The 24719-nt window shown below is 56.1% G+C and carries 19 protein-coding genes and 2 tRNA genes; 11 read left to right on the top strand and 10 right to left on the bottom strand.

What is annotated here, in order from left to right:
* The first annotated feature begins 5 nt into the window (after positions 1-5).
* Positions 6-686: a DedA family protein gene (locus tag CKV94_RS07865; RefSeq protein WP_003824320.1), complete on the top strand. Its 681-nt coding sequence runs from the start codon at positions 6-8 to the stop codon at positions 684-686.
* Positions 687-801: 115 nt separating this feature from the next.
* Positions 802-2442: an FAD-dependent oxidoreductase gene (locus CKV94_RS07860; RefSeq protein ID WP_035580818.1), complete on the top strand. Its 1641-nt coding sequence runs from the start codon at positions 802-804 to the stop codon at positions 2440-2442.
* 255 nt (positions 2443-2697) lie between these two features.
* On the opposite strand, the gene CKV94_RS07855 is transcribed toward CKV94_RS07860, so the two are convergent.
* From CKV94_RS07855 to CKV94_RS07840, 4 genes are all read right to left on the bottom strand, one after another.
* A complete protein-coding gene (locus CKV94_RS07855; protein WP_003824312.1) occupies positions 2698-3309 on the bottom strand; it encodes a phosphoribosylanthranilate isomerase in 612 nt (203 codons plus the stop codon).
* 90 nt (positions 3310-3399) lie between these two features.
* A complete protein-coding gene (locus CKV94_RS07850; protein WP_003824311.1) occupies positions 3400-3645 on the bottom strand; it encodes a glutaredoxin family protein in 246 nt (81 codons plus the stop codon).
* Between the two features lie 10 nt (positions 3646-3655).
* The gene (gene truA / locus CKV94_RS07845) at positions 3656-4465 is read right to left on the bottom strand and encodes a tRNA pseudouridine(38-40) synthase TruA (protein ID WP_003824310.1); all 810 of its coding nucleotides are present in this window, start codon (positions 4463-4465) and stop codon (positions 3656-3658) included.
* A gap of 422 nt (positions 4466-4887) precedes the next feature.
* Positions 4888-6969, bottom strand: a complete 2082-nt coding sequence (locus CKV94_RS07840; RefSeq protein WP_035580814.1) for a FimV/HubP family polar landmark protein — start codon at positions 6967-6969, stop codon at positions 4888-4890.
* 493 nt (positions 6970-7462) lie between these two features.
* On the opposite strand from CKV94_RS07840, the gene CKV94_RS07835 reads away from it, so the two are divergent.
* Genes CKV94_RS07835 through CKV94_RS07825 form a run of 3 tightly spaced genes read left to right on the top strand, consistent with a single transcriptional unit; the run spans position 7463 to position 8934 of the window.
* Positions 7463-7756 carry a YciI family protein gene (locus CKV94_RS07835; protein ID WP_179209346.1) on the top strand — a complete coding sequence of 98 codons (294 nt, stop codon included), beginning with the start codon at positions 7463-7465 and terminating at the stop codon, positions 7754-7756.
* Entirely contained in the window at positions 7753-8019 is a 267-nt protein-coding gene (locus tag CKV94_RS07830; RefSeq protein WP_003824303.1) for a BolA family protein, read from the top strand. Before CKV94_RS07835 ends, CKV94_RS07830 begins: the two co-directional genes overlap by 4 nt.
* 48 nt (positions 8020-8067) lie before the next feature.
* Entirely contained in the window at positions 8068-8934 is an 867-nt protein-coding gene (locus CKV94_RS07825; protein ID WP_003824302.1) for a peptidyl-prolyl cis-trans isomerase, read from the top strand.
* Between the two features lie 139 nt (positions 8935-9073).
* Here the strand turns inward: CKV94_RS07825 and CKV94_RS07820 are convergent, their stop codons facing one another.
* A complete protein-coding gene (locus CKV94_RS07820; RefSeq protein WP_003824300.1) occupies positions 9074-10309 on the bottom strand; it encodes a chloride channel protein in 1236 nt (411 codons plus the stop codon).
* 250 nt (positions 10310-10559) lie between these two features.
* Positions 10560-11234 carry a multidrug efflux system transcriptional repressor MtrR gene (mtrR, locus tag CKV94_RS07815; RefSeq protein WP_050754451.1) on the bottom strand — a complete coding sequence of 225 codons (675 nt, stop codon included), beginning with the start codon at positions 11232-11234 and terminating at the stop codon, positions 10560-10562.
* A 261-nt stretch (positions 11235-11495) separates the two neighbouring features.
* Between mtrR and CKV94_RS07810 the strand changes: the two genes are divergently transcribed.
* The 3 genes from CKV94_RS07810 to CKV94_RS07800 all read left to right on the top strand — a co-directional run bounded on the left by CKV94_RS07810 (position 11496) and on the right by CKV94_RS07800 (position 17591).
* Positions 11496-12770, top strand: a complete 1275-nt coding sequence (locus tag CKV94_RS07810; protein ID WP_003824296.1) for an efflux RND transporter periplasmic adaptor subunit — start codon at positions 11496-11498, stop codon at positions 12768-12770.
* 14 nt (positions 12771-12784) lie between these two features.
* Positions 12785-16033: an efflux RND transporter permease subunit gene (locus tag CKV94_RS07805; protein ID WP_003824295.1), complete on the top strand. Its 3249-nt coding sequence runs from the start codon at positions 12785-12787 to the stop codon at positions 16031-16033.
* 61 nt (positions 16034-16094) lie between these two features.
* Positions 16095-17591, top strand: coding sequence for an efflux transporter outer membrane subunit (locus tag CKV94_RS07800; RefSeq protein WP_003824294.1), 1497 nt, complete (start codon positions 16095-16097; stop codon positions 17589-17591).
* Between the two features lie 160 nt (positions 17592-17751).
* Here CKV94_RS07800 and CKV94_RS07795 read toward each other — a convergent pair whose 3' ends face one another.
* Entirely contained in the window at positions 17752-17946 is a 195-nt protein-coding gene (locus tag CKV94_RS07795) for a hypothetical protein (protein WP_003824293.1), read from the bottom strand.
* Here CKV94_RS07795 and CKV94_RS07790 point away from each other — a divergent pair.
* Together CKV94_RS07790 and CKV94_RS07785 are read left to right on the top strand one after the other, a co-directional pair.
* Complete coding sequence (locus CKV94_RS07790) at positions 17945-18343, top strand: hypothetical protein (RefSeq protein WP_003824292.1); 399 nt, start codon at positions 17945-17947, stop codon at positions 18341-18343. The two genes, CKV94_RS07795 and CKV94_RS07790, sit on opposite strands and share 2 nt — an antisense overlap.
* Positions 18344-18571: 228 nt before the next feature.
* Entirely contained in the window at positions 18572-20605 is a 2034-nt protein-coding gene (locus CKV94_RS07785; RefSeq protein WP_003824290.1) for a M3 family metallopeptidase, read from the top strand.
* A 618-nt stretch (positions 20606-21223) separates the two neighbouring features.
* Here CKV94_RS07785 and CKV94_RS07780 read toward each other — a convergent pair.
* Positions 21224-21298, bottom strand: a tRNA-Glu gene (locus CKV94_RS07780).
* A gap of 10 nt (positions 21299-21308) precedes the next feature.
* Positions 21309-21385 (bottom strand) — tRNA-Arg (locus CKV94_RS07775).
* Between the two features lie 266 nt (positions 21386-21651).
* Between CKV94_RS07775 and dapE the strand changes: the two genes are divergently transcribed.
* Positions 21652-22788 (top strand): succinyl-diaminopimelate desuccinylase, encoded by a 1137-nt coding sequence (gene dapE, locus CKV94_RS07770; RefSeq protein ID WP_003824287.1) that lies wholly within the window; start codon positions 21652-21654, stop codon positions 22786-22788.
* A gap of 302 nt (positions 22789-23090) precedes the next feature.
* Here dapE and aceF read toward each other — a convergent pair whose 3' ends face one another.
* Complete coding sequence (gene aceF / locus CKV94_RS07765; protein WP_095114609.1) at positions 23091-24716, bottom strand: dihydrolipoyllysine-residue acetyltransferase; 1626 nt, start codon at positions 24714-24716, stop codon at positions 23091-23093.
* Positions 24717-24719: the final 3 nt, after the last annotated feature.

The raw sequence follows: 24719 nt of genomic DNA, 5'->3' as shown, positions 1-24719 counted from the left end.
CAACCATGCTGGACATTCTAGAAGCCCTGTTCACCCAATACGGCTATGCCGCCGTATTCGTGGTGTTGGTTGCCTGCGGTTTCGGCATTCCCATTCCCGAAGACATCACCCTGATTGCCGGCGGCGTGATTTCCGGCCTCGGCCACAGCAACGCGCACATCATGGTGGTGGTGGGCATGATCGGCGTGCTCACCGGCGACGGCATGATGTTCCTGCTCGGCCACTTCTACGGCGACCGCATCCTCAAAGCCCGCTTCGTCAAACGCCTGATGCCGCCGCAACGTTACCTGCAAGTGCAGGAAAAGTTTGACAAACACGGCAGCTGGGTATTATTCGTGGCCCGTTTCCTGCCCGGCCTGCGCACCCCCATTTTCATCACCGCCGGGATGAGCGGCCGAATCTCGTTTTGGCGCTGGCTGATTATGGACGGCCTCGCCTCCCTGATTTCCGTGCCCGCCTGGGTGTATCTCGGCCACTACGGCGCCGCGAACAAAGACTGGCTGCTCATGAAAGCCCACCAGTTCCAGCACATCCTTTATGTGCTTATCGGCATCGGCGCACTGGTGCTGTTCTCCTTCTGGCAGCGCAAACGCCGCCGCAGCCAATTTTTCCACGCCAAACTGCAGGAAATGCGCCAAAAACGGCAGGCCGAACGCAGCAAACAGCAAAATCAATCTGCCGAATAAGGCTGCACCGCAATCTTGTTTTCAGGTAGCCTTTTATTCATAGAGGCTACCTGAAAACATATAAACCATTAGACTTCTGCCCGCCACCAGCCTACCCCTCAAGGCTACCTGAAACATGAAACTCACCCGCCGCCAACTGCTCGGCAGTGCCGCCGCCCTCACCGCCGCAGCCGCCGCCTCCCGCCTAGGCCATCAATACCTCCACCGCCTGCCTCCCGTGCGCATTCACCGCATCGGCCTGCCTTTCGGCCACGAGCTGCGCAACGGCCAAGTTTCCCTTACTCCCCAATCCGAACACCGCTGCCACACCCTCATCCTCGGCAGCGGCGCTGCCGCCCTCTCCGCCGCCTGGCACCTGGCCAAACACGGCCAACGCAACTTTCTTCTCGCCGAAGGCATCGAGCGCAATGGCAACAATGCCGCCTATGTTTCAGGTAGCCTCTCCGCCCCCTCCGGCGCACACTATTTAGCCCTGCCCTCACAGGAAAGCGTGTATGTGCGCCAACTCTTATCCGACCTCGGCATCCTGCTCGACGGCATCGACCGGCCCGAGCCCCTGTATCGCGAAACCGATTTGGTTTATGCCCCCGCCGAGCGCCTGTATTACCAAAACCGCTGGCAAGATTCCCTGCTGCCGCAAGAAGATGCCGACAGCCGCCGCTTCCACGCCCTCATCGAAACCCTGCGCCGCGCCCACGGCCGCGACGGGCGCAAAATCTTCGCCATCCCCATTGCCCATTCCTCCGCCGACGAAGAATGGCGCCGCCTCGACCAAACCACCTTCGCCGCCTGGCTCGAAAAAGAAAACTACCGCTCCCCCAGCCTGCTCTGGTATCTCGACTACTGCTGCCGCGACGACTACGGCCAAGGCATCGCCCAAGTATCCGCCTTCGCCGGCCTGCACTACTTCGCCGCCCGCGGCCACACCAACGAAGCCGTGCTCACCTGGCCCGAAGGCCTCGCCCACCTTTCCGAAGCCATCCGCCGCCATATCCGCCTGCAAAATATCGACAGGCTACCTGAAACCACCGAACTCACCTTTGCCCAGCCCACCGCCATCAACGCCTCCGCCCTGCAAATTAGCGAAACCGATGAAGACGTCGCCGTTATCCTGCGCCACAACCAAAGCGGCCACACCGCCCTCATCCGCGCCCAAAACGTTATCTGCGCCATGCCTCTGATGATGGCCGCCCGCATCATCGCCCAGCCCCAACACTACGGCTTCTCGCTCAACCTGCCTGCCTACGCCCCCTGGCTGGTGAGCAATTTCGTGCTCAACGGCTTCCCCCGCGAAGCACAGCGCAGCGAATTGGCGTGGGACAACGTAGTGCACGGCACGCAAGGCCTCGGCTACGTTGTATCCACCAACCAGCTCATCCGCACCGCCAAACCCGAACACACCATCTTTACAGCCTACACCGCCCTCAACCACGACAGCCCGCAAAACATCCGCCGCTGGCTGCTTAAAGCGGGCGAAGAAGAGCTGCTCGCCCACGCCGCCCAAGACCTCATCCAAGCCTACGGCCCAAGCTTCTGGCACCAGGTCGCCTCCGTAGACATCAGCATCCGCGGCCACGGCATGAGCTCCCCCGCCCCCGGCTACCTCACCCAACCAACCCTACTCCAACTGCGCCAGCACCACTCCCGCCTCACCTTCGCCCACAGCGACCTGAGCAGCTACTCCGTGATGGAGGAAGCCGTTTACTGGGGCGTGGAAGCCGCTAAGAAAATCCTGCATCCCTCAGCCCGAACATAACCAAAGGCTAACTGAACCCCGTTTGACGGTTTCAGCTAGCCTTTTCGATATGCTCACAAACAGATATAACAACTGCCCCTACAACATTTCAGGTAGCCTGTAACGCGAGAGGCTACCTGAAACATAAGATGGTGAAACTAAACGGCAGTATTGCCCTATCAGCGTTTGATTGAATGCTTGAAGCAGGCTTGCATAGAAAAGGCTACCTGAAAACAAAACTGAAGTTTTCAGGTAGCCTTCTTTTTTACGGCCAATCTACCCACGCGCCTGCCGGATAAAGTCTGCCATCAAGTCGCGGCTCTTGATGCCGGGTGCCTGCTCCACCCCGCTGGACACATCCACCCAAGCCGCACCGGTTTGCCGCACGGCAGCGGCTACATTGCCCGGGTTCAGCCCGCCCGACAAAATCCACGGCAGCGGCATGGTTGCGGGCAACAAGCGCCAATCGAACACCTGCCCCGTGCCGCCGTATTGGCCTTCAATATGCGCATCCAGCAACAGGGCGGCGGCATCGGCATAGCGCTCGGCCGCCTCGGCAATATCCTGCGCCGACTGCACCCGCACGGCTTTCCAATAGGGCTTGCCAAACTGGCGGCAAAATTCGGGCGCTTCGTCGCCGTGGAACTGCAAAACATCAATCGGCACTGCGCCCAGAATCCGGCGAATCTGCTCGGCCGATTCGTTCACAAACAGCGCCACTTTAGCCACCTCCGGCGGCAGTGTGGCAACAATTTCAGCGGCCTGCGCAGCATCTACGCAACGTTTGCTTTTGGCATAAAACACCAAGCCGACCGCATCCGCACCCAATTCGGCAGCGGCCTGCGCGTCTCGCGGCCGGGTGAGGCCGCAGATTTTGATTTTAGGCATCGGATTTCCTTTCAGCTATAGGTGGGCAATATTTTTCAGGTAGCCTCTTATCAGGAATCAACTCAATAATTTTATTGAGACTTATATTTTTCAGGTAGCCTTGGCATTTTGCAGCACCGCCAGCAATTTGGCCTCATCCAAATGCCAATGGCAGATTTCCTCGCCTTCATGCAGCAACACCGGAACAAGCTCGTTATACCGCGCTTCCAGCTCCGGATCTTCATCTACATCAAATATCTGCAGTTCAAAACCATACTCTGCCTGATACGGCTGCAGGGCGGCACGCATCTGGTGGCACAGGCTGCAATACTCACGAAACATTAAAGTTAAAACCATCTGATTCTCCTCACCAATCGGGAAACAGCCAAGCGGGCGGCGGCGGCGTGGTCACGCCGAATTGCGATGGGTAGTCGATGCCGGTGAGATACAACCCGTCTGGCATAAAAGTGGGCGGTGCGAGCTTGCGGCTGCGGGCGGCCAGCAGCCCGGCAAAACCGTCCACACTCAACTTACCGCAGCCCACATACACCAGTGCGCCCATCAGGTTGCGCACCATGTGGTGCAAAAACGCGTTGCCGTGAAAATCCACCGCCATCAATTCCGGCGTACCGCACAAAGCCACACGATACAAGGTTTTCACCGGCGATTTGGCCTGGCATTCCGCGGCGCGGAAGCTGGAAAAATCGTGCTCGCCCACCAAGAGCGCGGCAGCTTGGCGCATGGCGGCCATATCCAAGGCATAATGCGTCCACCCGGCACGCCCCACCAGCAGCGGCGAACGCACCGGCGCCGACTGCAACAGATAACGATAACGCCGCCCGCAAGCATCAAAACGGGCATGAAACTCCGGCGCCACATCCTGCACCCGCCACACGGCCACGCCCTCGGGCAATAGCGCGTTCACGCCGCGCACCCAGGCCTGATCCGGCCGCCGCGCGGCAGAATCGAAATGCACCACCTGCGCGGTGGCGTGCACGCCGGTATCGGTGCGCCCGGCCGTTACCACGCTGATGCGTTCCTGCGCCAATTCGCTCAAAGCAGCTTCCAAGGCACTTTGCACGGTGGCAATGCCGTCTGCCTGCTTCTGCCAGCCGAAAAAACGGCTGCCGTCATAACTGACGAATAAGGCACGGCGTTTGATGGGAGATGGATTCATGTTTTTTCAAATTAATTGGTTTTATAGTGGCTTAAAACCTAAGAATGAGCCAAGGTAGCGAGCCGCAGATCGTAACGATAGTGCAGCAAAGCAAGCCAAGGCAGCAGCATTCTTAATTGTAGTTCACTATAGCTTCGTTGCAGCCATGTTTTCAGGTAACCTGCATATTGGGAAAGGCTACCTGAAAATCAGATACCGGTATAACTGGGCTAGTCAGCATGCTTACGCCAGCGGAGTGTTTGTGTACGGCAGTTTTACGCCTGCCATCTGACTGATCACTGTGAGCCGAAGCCAGCCTACTCTTTTCAGGTAGCCACGATATTGCTTGAGAAGGCTACCTGAAAACGGAAATAACGTTGGCAAACAACTGCCCGTATAGAAAAACCCGGGCGGAACTGCCCGGGTTGCTGTGGCTAGTTGGATTACTGGCCGATGTCGTTCAACAATTGCTGTGCCTCAGCCTGAATGCTGCTGCCTTCTGATTCGTTAATCAGTTCCATCAGGGTCTGACGGGCAGTGTTAGCATCGTCGATTTCCAGATACATTTTAGCCAGTTCCAATTTGGCTTCCAGCGCCTCTTTCGGCAGCGGACCAGCGCTAACCGGCTCAGTATAGGCCGAAGCAGGCTGGCTAACTTCCACCGGCGCGGCTTGAGCCGGGGCAGCCGGTGTGCTGTCAAAGTCCAAATCAAAATCCATCACATTGGATGCGGCAGCAGTGGCAGCGGCTTCTTCAGCTACGCTGCTTACGCTTTCAGTCTCCAAGCTCGGAGCTTCGAAGGCAATGGTGTTGTCCATTTCCGGCACTGCCGGCTGGGCAGGCTCGGCCACTTCAACGGCAGCCGGGGCTTCTGCTTGGAAGGTTTGGGCAACCGGAGTTTCATCCAATACCCAATCTAACTCTTCCGGAGCAACCGGCGCGGCCTGAGGCTCAAGCGCGGGCTGGGCAGGGGCTTGAGCCGGAGCAGCCGGCTCTTCAACAGCAAAGTCCAGCCATTCGTCATCCGAAGCAACAGGTTCGGCAGCAGCAGGAGCAGCCGGGGCAACTGGTGCGGCGGCGGGCTGTTCGGATTCTTCCAACCAGCTCCAATCATCGGCTGCAGCCTGCTGGGCGGCAGCTTCCGTGCTGGGAGTGCTGCCCAGCTGCTGCTGTTCGTCCAAGTGGCTCAAATCCAAGCCCAAATCCTGTTCGCTCACCGCTGCAGGTTGTGCTGCGGCAGGAGCAGCCGGCTGGCTAACCGGTGCAGCGGCAGCGGGAGCAGCCGGAGTGGCGGAAAGGCTATCGGAATGGTCGGTTACGCTTTCAAAATAGAGACCATCATCGTCGTCATCCGCATGATCATCACCACGGGCGGGAGCAGCGGTCTTACGGCGGCGGTTCATCAAGAGATAAGCCAAACCACCCAAGGCCAGCAGGCCACCACCACCGTAGAGGGCCATCTGAGTGATGTCCATGCCCTCTTCTTCCATCGGCGGAGTTTCTACCACTGGCGGGGCAACCTCAACCGGAGGTGTTTCTACCACCGGCTCAGACACCATCATATCGGAAGCCTGCTCCGGCAAGCTGGCACCCATATCGGGCAGCGCGGCAGAAGCCGGCGTTTCAGGAGCCACGTCGCTAACCATAGGCGGAACGGCAGGCTGCTCTTGAGGCGGCTGCTGAACCGGTGGTTGGGCTGGCTGTTGTGGCTGAGGTTGCACCTGATCAACAGGCGGTGCGGGGGGAGCAGGAGGCGTAACCAGCGGGGTCGGTTGGGTTTCCACTGTTGGCTGTTGGCGTGCCGGAACTGTATCGGCTGCCGGGCGCTCTTCCTGTGCACGGGTGCTTACGCGGCGCGGCGGATTGTGTGCCAAGCGGCGCAGGGTATCGCCATCAGGGATGGTAAGGGTGGCGCCACGATACATTAAATCAGGGTTACCATTGCGGAAAGCACGCGGGTTGGCAGCCACCAAAGCATTGATGGTTTGACGCAAAGTCATGCCCGAGGGTTTAACACGCTGTGCAATATCCACCAGCAATTCGCCGTCTTTAATCTGATAGCTTTCTCCAGTAATCTGCACCGGTGCTTCGCGGCGATCAGTAGCGCGGCGGTGCCGTCTAGATTCAGCAGAATGGCGACGACTCGGTTCAGCCTCAACACGGCGCTCACGGCGCGAACGGGAGCTGTCGGGAGCAGACTGATAATCACGGGGATCCAACATGGCGGTATATTGGTGGTTTTGATTGCCCACACCCAGCCAGAATGTCATCACTGGCTCTTTAATCGGCGCATTAGAACGCAAGTGGATAACGGCACGGTCGCCGCTACGGCGAGATACCGTGGCTTGCAGATTAGCACCGTTGACGGTGGGCTTGGCTGAAGCCAAAGCGCGCGCTTCATCGCCTGTTACCACCACCGTGGCGGAAAACGGCTCGTTCAAGCGCGACTGAACCTGCAAACCGCCCAAAGCGGCATGAGCACCGACAGAGGCTACCAAACCCAGGGAAGCCGCGATCAGCTTCATTTTATACTGCTTACAAAACATCAAATCCCCCTTACAACCTAAAGTCATGCACAGCTAACCTTCTGAACCAACAGAAAAATACAGAGCCAAGTAAGCAAAATTTCAGCCTGAAAGCGGCAGTTGTGCAACGGATTAAAATCTCTAAACCTAGGTATCATATCGTTTATTTCCTATTTATGCCAAGCCATTTCTGCTATTTAACCCGATTTTCTATACAGGAATGAAACATTTTTAATTATTTAATAGACTCCCTGCATTTATATTCCGATGCGTTTACACTGTTGCCAACACATACTCACCATCATCAGCTTTGCGATATTTAAGTGCAGAATTTCCATATTTGCTTTAAGATAAAGGCCTAATCTCGCACTTGCAAATTGCCAGATTACAGAATGATGCAAGGTGTGAGCAGCCAGGCAAATTTGACCACAGATTATGTGGCAGCAAATGCCTTTGCCTAATTTCCAAAATTTAATTTATCAAGAGAAACCGAATTATGTTGTTCATGCTGATGGCCTCCGATGTGGCCGATTCAACTGAAGCCAGATTAGCTGCCCGCAGCGCCCATTTGGCCAGACTAGAAAAACTGGCTGAGGCCGGCCGGCTGGTTTTGGCCGGCCCCTGCCCCTTGCCCGAGGGCGAAACCGGCTTTTCAGGTAGCCTCATCGTAGCCGACTTTGCCTCTTTAGACGAAGCTGAAGAATGGGCAGGGCAAGACCCCTATGTAGAAGCCGGCGTATATGCCGAAATCCTCATTCGCCCGTTTAAGAAAGTGCTGCCTGCATGAGCGCGCAAACCATTCGCCAGCGTTTGGAAGACGCCTTTTCTCCTAGCTTGCTTGAACTAACCGATGAGAGCCATTTGCACATCGGCCATGCCGGCAACCAAGGTGGCGGACATTACCGGGTCCATATCGTCAGCACCCAATTTGCTGGCATGAACCGCGTTGTCCGCCAGCGTACCATCCAACAGGCATTGCACGATTTATATCCCTCCCAAATCCACGCACTGAGCATCCGTGCGCAAACACCGGAAGAATACGAACCGTAAAATCCTTTATAATCCGGCTATAACCATTTTGAACTTGAGGACGACAACATGAAACGAACTTCGCTCGCACTACTGCTGACCACGGCCTTAGCTGCTGCTCCGCTGGCCGCGCAAACTGTTGTAACCGTAAACAATACCCGCATCGATAGCTCCGCAATCGACCAGCAGGTGAAGATTATTAACGAACAGAGCAACGGCCAGGTAACCGACTCCCCAGAGCTGCGCGAAAACATCGCCCGCCGCCTCGTTACCCGCGAACTGATGATTCAAGAATCACGCCGCCTGCGCCTAAACGAAAGCCCCGAATTCAAACAAATCATCGAGCGTGCCCGCACCGATGCCCGCACCAGTGGCGAAGACCGCAAACCCACCTTCCGCCAAGATTGGGAAACCTTTGAAGGCAACGTAACCGCCCAAGCCCTAGTGGCGCACATCCTGCGTTCCAACCCTGTAACCGAAGCCCAAGTGCAGCAGGCTTATCAGGAAATCACCAACCGCTATCGCGGCACACAAGAAGTCAAACTCGGCGAAATCATCCTCAACAACCGCGATAACGCCCAAAAAGCCGTGGCCGACCTCCGACGCGGCCGCCGCTTTACCGATGTGGCCCGCCAATACACCATCGACACACCAAGCCGTGCCAATGGCGGCATCAGCCCCACTTTCACCCCGCTGAAAGATTTAGAAGAAGGCGCGCCTATGGTGTATAACGCCGTAAAATCACTCGGTCAGGGCAAATTCACCGAAACCCCGGTGGAAAGCAACGGCATTTTCGCCATCTTCTATATGGAAGCCAAACGCCCCGTTCGCGTGCCGCCGTTTGCCCAACTGAAACCACAAATCCAGCAAGATTTGCAAAACTTGCTGATCGAGCAGGAAATTGCCCGTCTCTATCAACAGGCTAATATCCGCTAAGCTTATTCAGCACAGCAAAGGCTACCTGAAACTTCAAGTAGCCTTTTGTTATGCCTGCTTATGGCAGCTGGAAAAAATCGGCAGCGGCATGGCAATACCGCCGTTTTATTTTCAGGTAGCCTTTCAATCCGCCCCACCCTCAAATTGCCTGCCTCATCGGCAACGCACGATACACCAGCAAAGTCAGCATCAAACACAAACACAGCGGCAGCCACAACGCGGGTGACTGGCGCGACAATTCCAGCATAAACACCAACGCAGTAATCGGCATTTTCTGTGCTACACCCAAAAATACTGTTGCCCCCACAAACGCTGCTGCACCCATATCGACCCCAGGCAGCCAAACATTCCAAACGCAGGCCGCTAAAAATGCAATCAGCCCACCCAACATCATTGAAGGCGTAATCCGCCCACCGTAAGCCCCGGCCAGCGTGGCCAACAACAGCGCCGCCCACTTCGCCGCCAGCAGGCCAAAAGCCTGCCGCCAGCCCAAAGTAGCCTGAAAACTCAACTGATTACCAGCCTTACCGTTGCCCATAATTTCTGGAAAATACCAAGCCATTAGCCCGATCAGCGCAAATGACAGCAAAGCCACCCACACCATCGCCGGTTTGCGCCGTGGAATTTCAGGTAGCCTGTCCATACTCCGTTCAAATGCCCACACACCCAGCGCCAGCAAAGGCGCAGCCGCCAGTGCCCACGCATTAAACCACTCATCCGGCAAAGGGAAATTCAGCAACGGATACTGAATCACATCGCCCAACGCCGCACGCACCACCAACACCGCCGTGCCGCAAGCCAACAGCGCCGCCAGCAGCCGCTCGCGCGACCACGATAACAACAAGGTTTCCAAAGCAAACACCGCCGCCGCCAACGGCACGTTGTACACCGCCGCCAAACCTGCACCCGAAGCACAGGCCAGCAAGATTTTACGCTCTTCCTCATCAAAACCCCGCGATGCCGCCCAGCGCTCCGCCAACGCCGCACTGATTTCACGCGGCGCCACTTCACGCCCCAGCGGTGAGCCCAAGCCCACGGTAACAATCTGCAGCAGCGCATGAATCAGCGTGGCTGCCAAAGGCATTCTCTGCCCGTTCGCCACCGCCGTTTTAATCGATACCAAAGGCGAGGCCAGCCTATGCAGCATCACCCAGCCCACCCCCACCAAGCCGCCGCACAACAGCAGCACCGTCAAGCGCCGCAGCGGCGAGCTCTCCTCCACCATCACGCGATACGACAACTCTATATTCAGTGGATACCCAAACGCCAAATGCTGTACCGTGTGCAGCAGCAACGTCAGCACAATGCCGGTAATACCGGCCGCCGCGCCGATAAGCAGCAGGGAGAAGATTAACTTGGGAGACAAGATTTTCATATGGCAGATTTTGAGAAGCGCAAACGGTAATAAACGGCTTTAGGCTACCTGAAACTTGCCGAGCTGTTTATGCAGATGGTTTTCAGGTAGCCTGTATAGCGGATTGCCAGCAAATTGGCCTGTTTTGCAGCAATGTATATACGGCTGCTCTGCTTGCAAAATCCTGCTATAAAACGGCTTCAGGCTACCTGAAAATCTCTGCATCGTTTGGCAGACGGTTTTCAGGTAGCCTGTATGAGGTATGGAAATCTTAGGCCTTATGTTGCCGCATACTCAGCGGCAGGGGTTTGGAAGATTGGATACACAAAGCCGGCGCATGCTGCAATGCACCCATAGCGGTGCGAATGATCTGCGGTGCGGTTTTGCCGATACTGAATTGCTCGGGCATATTCATCCAAATACTCATCAGCCCGCTGATCACCGACATCATGAATATCACGGCCAAATTAATATTCAAATCTTCCGGCAGCTTTTTCTGTTGCAGGCTCAGGGTCAGCACATCGGTGAGCTGGCGCTGCCACATATCCTGATAGCTGCGCATAATTTTTACTACAGAATGGTTCTGCTCAGTATATTCGCACTTCAAGTGAATGATATTGCAAAATTTCCTTATTGTTTCATCGGTTTCCAGTTTTTGAAACAGATTAATGGTAGCGACTTCAAAACTTTCCCAAATATCTGCTGATTGGTTTTCTATATCGTGCGCCAGCTCGCTCGATATTTCGGCAAATACTTGTTGAAACAACCCTTCAAACAAATCTTCTTTATTTTTGAAATGCCAATACAGCGCACCACGTGTTACACCGGCAGTTTGAGCAATTTCGTTTAGGGATGAACGGCTAACTCCTCTTGTATAGAATGTATCCAGGGCTGCCTTAAGTAGGTAGTTGCGTGTTTTCTGCGCTTCGACTTTTGTTTTTCTCATCATTATTTCCAGATCATTAACTGGTTTATTTATTAATTAATTCTGTCATGCCTAGAGCAGGCTTTCAAGCTCACTTGCAGCCTGCCCACGCAATAATGTTGCTTTTTAGCATATTAGCATTTCTCCACCTAAACGGCTATAGACAACATACAGCAATGTATGTAAGATTCTGTTTTATTCTCTGCGGCTGCTTTTGCCTTTCCGGGCCCTAAGCAGCCATAATTCATTAACTAAACATCAACTTAATCTAAGGCCATCATAATGACACTTTTCAGCATATCAGGGAAAACAAGCTTTCGGCTGAGCGCAATCGCCGTGGCTTCCGTATTGGCGCTGTCTGCCTGCAGTAAAGGCGAACAGCAGCAGCAACAAGGGGCGCCAGAACTAGTGGTAAGCGTGCTTACCGTAAAGGCAGAAGACACCACAATCAGTACTGAGCTGCCCGGCCGCTTGGAATCTTTCCGTTCTGCTGAAGTGCGCCCGCAGGTGAGCGGCATCATCAAACGCCGCCTGTTCCAAGAAGGTAGTTATGTACAGGCCGGCCAGGCGCTGTATCAACTGGACGACGCCAGCTACTCAGCTGGCCTTGCCAGCGCACGCGCCCAGCTAGCTGCCGCCGAAGCCGCTCAGGCTAAAGCCAATGCCGATTTGGCACGCTACCAACCCTTGGTGGCCGCCGATGCCATCAGCAAACAGGAATACGATGCTGCTGTGGCCGCACAACGCTCTGCCGTGGCTAATGTGAACGCTGCCCGTGCCGCCATCCGCTCGGCACAGGTAAATGTAAACCACGCCCGCATCACCGCGCCGATTTCCGGCTATATCGGCCGTTCCAACGTATCTGAAGGGGCATTGCTCACTGCAGGTGGTGCAACCGTGTTGGCCACTATTCAGCAAACTAATCCGATGTATGTGAACGTTACCCAGTCTGCGCTGGATGTGATGAAGCTGCGCCGCCAGATTGCCGAAGGCCAGATGAGCGCAGTAAACGGCGCGGTGGAAGTAACCATTATTCTGGAAGACGGCAGCGAATACCCGCAAAAAGGCCGCCTGCTGTTTACCGACCCGACCGTGAACGAAACCACCGGCCAGGTTTCCCTGCGCGTGGAAGTGCCGAACGACGACAACATCCTGCTGCCCGGCCTGTATGTGCGCGTTCGCCTGCCGCAGGCACAGGCCAACCGCGCCTACCTCATTCCGCAGCGCGCCGTTACCCGCGGTGCGAAAGATACCGTAGTTATCGTAGCGCCCGACGGCTCGATGCGCCCGCAGGAAGTAACCATTGCCGGCCAAAGCGGCAACAACTGGATTATTACCAGCGGGCTGAAAGACGGCGACAAAGTAGCCATGGACGGCACCATGATTGCCGGCATGATGGGGGCACAAAAAGTGAAAACCCAAGAATGGCAGGCTTCGCAGCCGCAGCAATCCGCTGCGCCTGCCGCTCCGGCCAAGCCGAACAGCGCTTCTGCTCCAGCCCAACCCAGCGCAGCAGCTTCCGCTCCAGCCGCCCAATCTGCTTCCCAAGCCAAATAAAGGGGCGTGTGTAAATGGCTAAATTCTTTATTGACCGACCCGTGTTCGCATGGGTTATTTCCATCTTCATTATTTTGGCGGGCGTGCTGGCCATCCAAAAACTGCCGGTATCGCAATATCCGTCTGTTGCCGCGCCTACGTTCAACCTCACCGCCACCTACCCCGGCGCTTCCGCCCAGGTGATGGAAGACAGCGTGTTGGCGGTGATCGAACGCAACATGAACGGCGTGGAAGGCTTGGATTATATGTCCACTTCCGCTAACTCTAGCGGTTCAGGCAGCGTTACCCTCACCTTCACCACCGACACCGATGAAGACGTGGCACAGCTGGAAGTGAACAACAAGCTGAACGAAGTATTGTCCAGCCTGCCCGCTACCGTGCAACAATACGGCGTGAACGTATCCAAATCCCGCTCCAACTTCCTGATGGTGGTGGCACTCTCTTCGCAAACCCAAGATTTGGAAGAAATGGCCGACTATGCCAAACGCAACATCGTGCCCGAATTGCAGCGTGTTGAAGGCGTGGGTGCAGTACGTCTGTTTGCGGCCGAGCGCGCCATGCGTATTTGGGTAGACCCGCAGAAACTGCAAAACTTCAACCTCTCTTTTGCCGACGTTTCCGCCGCCATCAGCGCACAAAACGTGCAAATTTCCGTCGGCTCGCTCGGTTCGCTGCCATCCGTGCAGGGGCAAACCATTTCCGCCACCATCACCGCCAACGGCCAGCTCAGTACACCGGAAGAGTTCGGCAACATCATCCTGCGCAGCACCACAGACGGTGCCAACGTTTATCTGCGCGATGTGGCCAAAATCGAGCTGGGTTCAGAAGACTACTCTGCCAGCACCCGACTCAACGGCAAGCCGACTGTTGGTATGGCCGTGATGCTGTCCAACAGCGGTAACGCCACTGCCACTGCCACGCTGGTAAAAGAACGTATGGCCAAATTGGAGCAGTATTTCCCCGGTGATGTTACCTGGAGCGCCCCGTACGATACGTCCACCTTTGTGGAAATCTCCATCGAACAAGTGGTGCACACCTTGGTGGAAGCCATGGTATTGGTGTTCATTGTGATGTTTGTGTTCCTGCAAAACATCCGCTACACCTTGATTCCCACCATCGTAGTGCCGATTTCGCTCTTGGGCGGTTTTGCCGGCATTTATTATTTCGGCATGTCGATCAACGTGCTGACTATGTTTGCCATGGTGCTGGTAATCGGTATTGTGGTGGACGATGCCATTGTGGTGGTGGAAAACGTGGAACGCATCATGTCGGAAGAAGGCCTGCCGCCGCGCGAAGCTACACATAAAGCCATGGGGCAGATTTCCGGCGCCGTAGTCGGCATTACCGCCGTATTGATTTCCGTGTTCGTACCGCTGGCCATGTTCAGCGGTGCCACCGGCAAAATCTACCAGCAATTCGCCATCACCATGGTGCTCTCCATCGCCTTCTCCGCTTTCCTCGCCCTGTCGCTCACGCCGGCCTTGTGCGCTTCATTGCTCAAACCGATTGAGAAAGGACACCACGAGGAAAAAACCGGCTTCTTCGGCTGGTTCAACCGCAAATTTACCGCCGGCAACAAGCGCTACGAAGGCTGGGTGGCCGTTATACTGCACCGTGCAGGCCGGATGCTGATTGTGTACTTGGCTCTGGTGGCTGCCGCCGGCCTGCTCTACACCCGTATCCCGTCTTCCTTCCTGCCGTCGGAAGACCAAGGCAACCTGATGGTCAGCATCCAGCTGCCGGCCGGTGCCACCAAAGAGCGTACTGACCAAACCCTGCTGGCCGTGGAGCAGATTGCCAAAGGCACGCCTGGCGTGAAAGATGTATTCACCGTATCCGGCTTCAGCTTTTCAGGTAGCGGCCAGAACATGGCCATGGGCTTTGTGATTTTGAAAAACTGGGACGAACGTAAAGGCCCGGGCGAAGACGCGGCCAGTATTTCTCAAAAACTGACCGGTACCTTCATGGCCAGCGGCATGATCCGCGATGGTTTCGCCATCGCCGTGAATCCGCCTCCCATCCGCGAGCTGGGTAACGGCGGCTTAGAGTTCTACCTGCAAGACCGTAACAACCACGGCCACCAAGCCTTGGTGGAAGCACGCAACAAGCTGATTGCTGAAATGCGCAAAAACCCGATGTTCGGCGACACCCGTGCCGCCGGCTTGGAAGACGCACCGCAGCTCAAGCTCACCATCGACCGTGCCGCCGCTGCCGCACAAGGCATCAGCATGGCTTCTATCCGCAGCACCTTGGGTACGGCTCTGGGCGGAGCATATGTAAACGACTTCCCCAATAACGGCCGCCTGCAAAAAGTGTATGTGCAAGCCGTGCCCCAGGCCCGTATGCAGGCCGAGCAAATTCTGGCTATGACCGTGCCTAACGGCCAAGGCGTGGCCGTACCGCTTTCCACTGTGGTTAGCGCCTCATGGGAAGCCGGCATGGAGCAGAGCACCCGCTTCAACGGCTATCCCGCCATGTCGATTAGCGGCGCGGTCAAACCCGGCTTCGCCAGCGGTGACGCTATGGCCGAGGTAGAACGCATCGTGTCGCAGATGGACGGCTACAGCGTGGAATGGGCAGGTGAATCGCGCCAACAGGCCAGCGGCTCTTCCCAGCGCACCATGCTCTACGGCTTCGTATTGCTGGCCACCTTCCTCGTGCTGGCCGCCCTGTATGAAAGCTGGTCGATTCCCGCTGCCGTGCTGCTGGTTGCTCCCTTGGGCTTCCTCGGCGTGGTGCTGGGCGTGTTCGGCCGCAACCTATTCAACGGCGTATTCCACATCCGAGAGGTGTTCTTTAACGACATCTACTTCATGGTCGGCATGATTACCGTGGTCGGCTTGAGCGCGAAAAACGCGATTCTGATTATCGAATTTGCCAAAGATCTACAAGCGCAGGGCAAGAGCGCGATGGAATCGGCCTTGGCCGCCGCTCACCTGCGCTTCCGCCCGATTCTGATGACTTCTTTCGCCTTCATCTTGGGCGTGGTACCGCTGTATATCGCCTCCGGCGCCAGCTCCGCCAGCCAACGCGCCATCGGTACCACTGTATTCTGGGGGATGTCTGTCGGCACGCTGCTGTCGGTGTTCCTGGTGCCGCTGTTCTACGTGTTGGTACGCAAGCTGTTTAAACCGTCCCAACACGAAACCGAAATGGCCGCCGCCCACACCAACATCAGCCCCGAGCAGGCCGAACTCTATGTTTCCGCCGCCGAACAAGGGCTGAGCGAAGAAGAGAAACGCGACCTGCATAACGACCAGTAAAACATTTTCAGGTAGCCTCTGCCGCATTGGAGGCTACCTGAAAACCATAAGGACAAAGCACATGAGAACAACCGTTTTAAAACCGATTGCCGGCAGCCTCGCCTTCAGCCTGCTGCTCTCCGCCTGCACCCTTGCGCCGCGCTATCAGCAGCCTGAAGTAAACGTGCCCGCCAGCTTCCGCTACGACACCGCCGCCGGCCAAAGCAGCCGTGCCGCCGACACCGGCTGGGAAGACTACTTTGCCGACCCGCGCCTCAAATCCCTGATTACCCTGGCACTGCAGAACAACCCCGACCTGCGCATGGCCGCCCTGAATGCCGAAGCTGTACGCGCCCAATACGCCATCACCCGCGCCGCCTCCCTGCCCGGCATCAACGCCAGCGGCACCGGCCAACGTGCCCGCGTGGCGCAGGATTTGAGCGCCACCGGCCGCTCCTACATTGCCGAATCCTACAGCGTCGGCCTCGGCATCGCCTCCTACGAGCTCGACCTGTTCGGCAAAGCCCGCAGCAACAACCAAGCCGCACTGCAAGGCTATTTCAGCAGCACTGCCGCCCGCGATTCCGCCCACCTCGCGCTGGTTTCTGCCGTGGCCAAAGCCTATTTCAACGAACGCTACGCTGAAGAATCCATGAAGCTCGCCCAGCGGGTGCTGCAAACCCGCGAGCAGACCTACCGGCTTAACCAAATCCAGCACAATGCCGGCGTAATTTCTGCCGTCAACCTGCGCGAAATGGAAGCCCTGATTGAATCAGCCAAAGCCGACTACGCCGCCGCCCTGCGCGCCCGCGAGCAGGCACACAACGCCCTGGCCGTGCTGATTAACCAGCCCGTGCCCAATAATCTGCCCGCCGGCCTGCCACTGAACAAGCAATTCCGCATCACCCAGCTGCCCGCCGGCCTTTCCTCCGACCTGCTGCAAAACCGCCCCGATATCCGCGCTGCCGAACACAACCTGCGCCAGGCCAATGCCAATATCGGCGCCGCCCGTGCCGCCTTTTTCCCCAGCATCAGCATCACCAGCAGCATCGGCACCGGCAGCACCGAAATGAATCGCCTGTTCGACGGCATAAACCGTACCTGGGTATTCTCCCCCACCATCAAAGTACCCATTTTCAACTGGGGCAGCCTGCGCGCCAGCCTAGACGTGGCCAAACTGCGCCAGCAATCGGCCGTGGCCGCGTATGAAAAAGCCGTGCAGTCCGCCTTCCAAGACGTATCTAACGCCCTAGTGGCGCGCGAAACCCTGCAGCAGCAATACAATGCCCGTGTGCAAACCCAAAAAGCCTACAACGACCGCCTGCGCCTGATTAACCTGCGCTACCGCCACGGCGTGTCCAGCTCGCTGGAAGTGCTCGATGCCGAACGCAGCAGCTACTCCGCCGATGCCGCCGTGCTCGCCACCCAGCTTTCCATGCTGGAAAACCTGGCCGACCTCTATAAAGCCCTCGGCGGCGGCCTCAAGCAGCACACTGAAGCCGCACCAGCCTCAGCAGCAACGCCGACCCAATCCACCGCAGAAGCCGCTTCTGCCCCTGCCACAGCCAACGGCAAATAATCTGGCTGCCCGCATTACGTTTTCAGGTATAGTGAATTAACAAAAATCAGAACAAGGCGACGAGCCGCAGACAGTACAGATAGTACGGCAAGGCGAGACAACGCTGTACTGGTTTAAATTTAATTCACTATAGCCTGCCCTGCCGACCCTTCCGTACCTATCATGGAAAGGTCGGCAGTTTTTTATCCGGATTCACGCCGCAACTGAGGCTACCTGAAAACTTGAGGCTACCTGAAACCGGCACCTTGGCCATAGCCAAAACCATGATTTTCCCTACCAAGTCGAATACAGTACAAACAGCACCAAAAGGCTGGTTCACGCGGTAGAAGGTGAAATGCGCTTTGGCTATAATCATGCCCACTTTTCAGGTAGCCCCAATCCACACCATGCCTTCTCCCACCACCCTTTCCGCCCTGCTCTTCCAAATGCAAAACCGGCTCGGTATGTATATCAACCCGCCCACGCTTCCCAGCCTGATGAACTTCATCAGCGGCTACACCATGGCCACCCGCTGCCACCATATCGACGAACCCGACATTCTTCGCCCCTTCCACGATTTCGTTGCCCAACAACTGGGCTATGCCGAATCCACCGCCGGCTTTGCCAACATGATCCTGGCCTACATCTGCGGCTTCAGCCCTACCGATATCGATTGGCCAAATTTCCTATTCCAGCCGATTTCCGCACAGCAGCACGCCCAAGCAATAGAACTGTTTTACCAGCTGCTGACAGCCCACCAACCATCCCGTTGAGCCATCTGCCAAAGGCTGTATCGGCAAAGGCTACCTGAAACCGCATGGCTAAGCGTAACAGCCTCAAACCGCCAAATCTCATCACAGCCGAATGTTCATTTTCAGGTAGCCTCAAGCCGATTCAAAACCAGGCTACCTGAAAACACCAATTAACCCTGCCCCTGCCCTTGTGAAAACCCGCCCCGCCCCTATTTGCCCGTATCATCCCCATCATCAAAAGGACAACCCGTGAATCCCCTGCTCCAACTTGGCGAAGAGCCGCGTTTCGACCAAATCCAAACTGCCCACATCCGCCCTGCCCTCGAATCCGCCCTCGCCGAAGCCCGTGCCGGCATTGCCGCCGTTAAGGCTCAAAGCGAAGCCACTTGGGGCAACACCGTGGAAAAGCTTACCGACATCACCGAGCGCGTCGGTCGTATCTGGGGCGTGGTATCGCACCTCAACTCCGTGGCCGATACCCCCGAACTGCGCGCCGTGTATAACGAGCTGATGCCGGAAATTACCGTATTCTTTACCGAAATCGGCCAAGACATCGAGCTCTACCAACGCTTCAAAACCATCAAAAGCTCCCCCGAATTTGCCGCCTTAAGCCCGGCGCAGCAAACCAAGCTCAACCACGACCTGCGCGATTTCGTGCTCAGCGGTGCCGAGCTGCCGCCCGAAAAGCAGGCCGAATTCGCCGCCCTGCAAACCGAAGGCGCCCAGCTGGCCGCCAAGTTCTCGCAAAACGTGCTCGATGCCACCGATGCCTTCGCCCTCTATTTCGACAATGCCGAGCCGCTCTCCGGGCTACCTGAAGACGCCATGGCCATGTTTGCCGCCGCCGCACAGGCCGAAGGCAAAAGCGGCTACAAAATCGGCCTGCAAATGCCGCACTACCTCGCCGTGATGCAATACGCCGACAACCGCGAACTGCGCGAAGAGGTATACCGCGCCTACGTTACCCGCGCCAGCGAGCTTTCCAACGAAGGCCGGTTCGACAACAGCCCCAACATCACCCGCCGCCTCGAAATCACCCTGCAGGAAGCCAAACTGCTGGGCTACGCCAACTTCGCCGAGCTCTCGCTGGCCACCAAAATGGCCGACTCACCCGCGCAAGTGCTGGATTTCCTACGCGATTTGGCCAAACGTGCCAAACCCTTCGCCGAGCAGGACTTTGCCGCCGTGCAGGCCTTCGCCCGCGACACCCTCGCCATCAAAAACCCGCAGCCCTGGGATTTGGCCTACACCTCCGAAAAACTGCGCCAGGCCAAATATTCGTTTAGCGAAACCGAAGTGAAAAAATACTTCCCCGTGGGCAAAGTGCTCCTTGGCCTGTTCGCCCAAATCAAACGGCTCTACGGCGTGGATTTCACTGAAAAAACCGTGCCTGTATGGCATCCCGACGTGCGCTATTTCGAGCTCTCGCAGAACGGCACGCATATCGGCGGTGTGTATATGGATTTGTATGCCCGCGAAGGCAAACGCGGCGGCGCATGGATGAACGACTATAAAGGCCGCCGCCGCCTGCCCAACGGCCAGCTGCAAAGCCCCACGGCCTATCTGGTGTGCAACTTCACCCCGCCCGCAGCCGGCAAAGAAGCCCGCCTCTCCCACGACGAAATCCTCACCCTTTTCCACGAAACCGGCCACGGCCTGCACCACCTGCTTACTCAAGTGGACGAGCTAGGCGTGAGCGGCATCAACGGCGTGGAATGGGATGCTGTGGAGCTGCCCAGTCAGTTTATGGAAAACTTCGTGTGGGAATACGATGTACTGCGCGGCATGTCCGAACACGAAGACAACGGCGCACCGCTGCCGCAGGAATTATTCGACAAAATGCTCGCCGCCAAAAACTTCCAACGCGGCATGTTCCTCGTGCGCCAGATGGAATTCGCCTTGTTCGACATGCTGATTTACAGCGAAACCGATCCCGCCCGTCTTTCCGGCTGGGCTCAAGTGTTGGACAACGTGCGCCGCGAAGTGGCTGTGGTGCAGCCGCCTGCCTACAACCGTTTCGCCAACAGCTTCGGCCACATCTTCGCCGGCGGCTACTCGGCCGGCTACTACAGCTACGCCTGGGCCGAAGTGCTCAGCGCCGATGCCTACGCCGCATTTGAAGAAAGAGGCGATGTGGCCGAATGCGGCCGCCGCTTCTGGCAGGAAATCCTCGCCGTGGGCGGCTCGCGCAGCGCCGCCGAATCCTTCCAAGCCTTCCGCGGCCGCGCCCCCAGCATCGACGCCCTACTCCGCCACAGCGGCTTTGATTTAAACGCCGCCTAAACTGCAGGATAGAGAAAAGGCTACCTGAAAATTTTAGCGTTGCAGAAACTGCGCCTCGCTTCGTTTTCAGGTAGCCTTTTTAATTTAACTCAATAAATAATCAATAATTTTCTGCAATTAAAATCTTTTACTTCTGGCACTCAATGCATCGCTTGCATATTGTCTACTTGATAACACAATAACACTTTGGCAGAAGGAATATTGGTCAACCACTCAGTCTATTCAATCTCGATTTTGTTTGCTCATACTTCCACTTGCGGTTTTGTACGAAAATGAAATCACCCGGTTAATCACAGGCAAACTATTGATTGCATGATGGTGTACTTGGGCAAACCACATACAGGTTGTTTTTTACTGATTGAAGCCATGATAAAAGCCCTCTCGGATAAATTAAAGAAGGCTTTTGCAGTATAAGCGAGATGTTGAGGAGTTTTATTTAACTGCCCAATACAACCTCTGATCTAAATCCCATGCGATTGTGGCTAAAACTGAACAAAAAACGAACTACTGGGGATGAACCACAAAGATAAATTAACAGAATAGCAAACATACTAACCTATTAATTTTATAGATAAAATTAAACCCCTACGATCTTCTAGTAAGGGTTTATTAAGAATGTGGCACGCCCAGGGGGAATCGAACCCCCGTTACCGCCGTGAAAGGGCGATGTCCTAACCGCTAGACGATGGGCGCGGATAAATTATGGCGCACCCGGAGCGATTCGAACGCCCGACCCTCTGGTTCGTAGCCAGATACTCTATCCAACTGAGCTACGGGTGCGCTGTGAAGTTTTGAATTATAGTTAGGCTTAATTTTTAAGTCAAGCTATTTCGCCGAAAATATTCTCTATTTATGCATAATATTAGCTAGCTATTTCATTCGTCAGTGAAAATAAATACGCTGAGAGCTATTTATCAACAGCTTTAAATTGTGTGGCTTCATTTTCAGATAGCCTTTCCCAGTTTGCAGGCTACCTATAACTTGGCAAATTCCAGCAAACCCGCTATAACCCAGCCTCATCACTATCTATTCCAAGCTCTGTCCATATGTCCGAAACCACCTCCCTCCAGCTAGCCAAACAGCTTATCGCCCAAGCCTCCGTTACTCCAGATGACCACGGCTGCCAAGAGATCATTGCCGAACGCCTGCGTGCTATTGGCTTTGCTATCGAACCCATGCCCTTTGGTCGTACACAAAACCTGTGGGCACGGCACGGCAACAGTACGCCTCTCGTGTGTTTTGCCGGACATACCGACGTTGTTCCGCCTGGCCCAGCTGAAGCATGGACATCTCCGCCGTTTCAGCCCACCGAACGCAACGGCAAACTCTACGGACGCGGCACAGCCGACATGAAAACCAGCATTGCCTGTTTCATTACTGCCTGCGAATGCTTTATTGCACAGCATCCACAATTTTCAGGTAGCCTCGCCCTGCTGATTACTTCAGACGAAGAGGGCGACGGCAAAGACGGTACCGTGCGCGTGATTGAAACCCTACGCCAACGCGGTGAGTATATCGACTACTGCATCGTTGGCGAGCCTACCGCCGAGCACACCCTCGGCGATACCATCAAAAACGGCCGGCGTGGCTCACTTTCAGGTAGCCTCACCATCCACGGCAAACAAGGTCACATCGCCTATCCCCACCTCGCCGCCAACCCCATCCACCTTGCCGCCCCCGCCCTGGCCGAGCTCACCGCCGAGCATTGGGACAACGGCAACGCCTACTTCCCACCCACCGGCTTCCAAATCTCCAATATCCACGCCGGCACCGGCGCTACCAACGTCATCCCCGGCGAGCTATCCGTCCAGTTCAACTTCCGTTTCTCCACAGAAACAGATGCTGAAAGCCTGCAACGCCGGGTAAAAGCCATATTAGATAAGCATCATCTGCACTACAGCCTCCAATGGCAGCTCTCCGGCCAACCCTTCATTACCGAAGCCGGCCGCCTCACCCAAGCTGCCCAAGCTGCCATTGCTGAAGAGTGCGGCATCCAAGCTGTGCTCTCCACCAGCGGCGGCACATCGGACGGCCGCTTTATTAAAGCCATTGCCAACGAACTTATCGAGCTCGGCCCAGTGAATGAGAGCATCCACCAAATCGACGAGCACATCGAGCTTGCCGCTATCCCCCGGCTTTCTGCCATTTACGAAAATATCTTGCACCGATTGCTACTCGATTAAACCTGTTGGATATTGCAGCCCAAATGCCACAACATTTCAGGTAGCCTACTGTCCATAGGCTACCTGAGAATTTATTGGCTAATACATGCCATCCTACTAACGGCTAGCCTAGCCATATCAATAGCTCAAAGCAAATGGAACAAATATGCCTGCAGATATTACAACTGCATCACCATGATCCTTAATAGCCCTACCCTCCTTCAAGCTGGAAACTTAAAAATAGCAATACTCCAGCATCGCCACATAACAACAAAAAGGCTACCTGAAAACTTTCAGGTAGCCTTTTAATCATGCCCAAACGCTTACAGGGAAATGCGGCGGAAGTCTTTGAGCAGGTTGGCCAAGAACACGGTGAATCGCATGCCGGCTGCGCCGTCGATCACGCGGTGGTCGAACGACAGGGAGAGCGGGCACATCAGGCGGGCTTCGAAATCGGAGCCGTTCCATACCGGTTTCATCTGTGATTTGCACACGCCCAAGATGGCTACTTCGGGGGCATTCACAATCGGGGTGAAGCCAGTGCCGCCGATGCCGCCCAAGCTGGAAATGGTGAAGCAGGCGCCCTGCATTTCCTGCGGTTTGAGCTTGCCTTCGCGGGCTTTTTTGCTCAATTCGCCCAGCTCGATACTGATTTCTTTAAGGCCTTTTTTGTCCACATCTTTAATCACAGGCACCACCAAGCCGTTGGGGGTGTCGGCGGCAAAGCCGATGTGGAAGTATTTTTTCAACACCAGGTTGTCGCCGTCGAGCGAGGAGTTGAACTCGGGGAAGGCTTTGAGCGCGGCCACGCTGGCTTTGATGATGAAGGCCAGGGGCGAGAGTTTCACGCCTTCGCGCTCCCACTCTTTGTTGAGCTGTTTGCGGAAGCTTTCCAGCTCGGTCATGTCGGCTTCGTCGTGTACGGTAACGTGCGGAATCATTACCCAGTTGCGCGACAGGTTTTGACCGGAAATCTTCTTGATGCGGCTGAGCTCTTTCACTTCGACTTCGCCGAATTTGGCGAAATCCACTTTCGGCCACGGCAGCAAATCCAAGCCGCCGCCCAAAGAAGCACCGGCAGCTGCAGGCTTGCCTGCACCGCCCTGCATGGCGGCTTTAACGAAGGCTTTGATATCGTCTTTGGTGATGCGGCCTTTGTTGCCGCTGCCTTTCACCAGGCTCAAATCCACACCCAGTTCGCGCGCCAGTTTGCGGGCGGAGGGGCCGGCGTGGGCTTTGGCGAAACCGGCTTCGTTCACGGGTGCGCTGCCATAGGCGGCAGTGGCCGGAGCGGCAGGTGCAGCGGGGGCGGGGGCCGGGGCGGCAGCAGGCGCGGGTGCGGCTTTTGGCGCTTCGGCTGCAGCGGGCGCGGCAGCGGCAGGTGCACCAGAGGCGGCCACATCGATGATGATGTTGCCTTCAGACACTTTGTCACCCACTTTGATGTGTACGGCGGTAACGGTGCCGGCAGCGGTGCTGGGCACGTCCATGGTGGCTTTGTCGGTTTCCAGAGTGATCAGGGTATCGTCCACCGCCACGGTATCGCCCACTTTCACTTCCACGGCAATCACATCCACATCGGTGTGGCCTCCGATATCGGGCACGGCTACCTGAACATTGGCGGCAGCAGCCGGAGCAACGGCGGGCGCAGCAGGTGCGGGAGCGGCTTCGGCTTTGGGCGCCGCAGCCGGAGCGGCAGCGGCGCCAGCACCGGCGGCTTCCACCAGCACAATCACATCGCCTTCAGACACCTTGTCGCCCACTTTTACCTTCACTTCTTTCACCACGCCAGCGGCATCGGCCGGTACGTCCATGGTGGCTTTATCGGTTTCCAGGGTAATCAGGGTGTCGTCCAGCGCGATGGTGTCGCCGGCTTTGACTTCCACAGCAATAATATCTACATTTTCGTGTCCGCCGATATCGGGGACTTTGATTTCTACAATACTCATGAG

This window comes from Eikenella corrodens, from assembly GCF_900187105.1.
GTDB lineage: Bacteria > Pseudomonadota > Gammaproteobacteria > Burkholderiales > Neisseriaceae > Eikenella > Eikenella corrodens.
The sequence above is the reverse complement of the archived record's forward strand: the minus strand, read 5'-3'. Positions and strand labels throughout refer to the sequence as shown.